Source organism: Enterobacter sp. UNJFSC 003, from assembly GCF_036903355.1.
Classification (GTDB): Bacteria; Pseudomonadota; Gammaproteobacteria; order Enterobacterales; family Enterobacteriaceae; genus Enterobacter.
This window is the reverse complement of the sequence record NZ_JBAKHK010000299.1, coordinates 1-245: the sequence shown is the minus strand read 5'-3', so window position 1 is coordinate 245 and position 245 is coordinate 1. Positions and strand designations below refer to the sequence as shown.

General features: G+C 52.2%; 1 protein-coding gene. It reads left to right on the top strand.

Annotated elements, in window-relative coordinates; translation table 11 throughout:
- Positions 1-245, top strand: a 245-nt coding sequence (locus tag V5P19_RS24255) for a translocation/assembly module TamB domain-containing protein (protein ID WP_334408083.1), incomplete at both ends; no start/stop codon positions are given.

Genomic DNA, 245 nt, shown 5'->3' with positions numbered 1-245 from the left:
ATCTTAACGTCGTTCAGGACAAACAAGGGCTGGGCCTGAACGGGCAGATCAACATCCCTGAAGGGCGCTTCCATGCCTATGGTCAGGATCTGATTGTGCGTAAAGGTGAGTTACTGTTCTCTGGTCCGCCGGATCAACCGTATCTTAATATTGAAGCTATTCGTAACCCGGATGCTACAGAAGACGACGTAATCGCCGGAGTTCGCGTCACTGGTCTGGCGGACGAACCGAAAGCGGAGATCTTC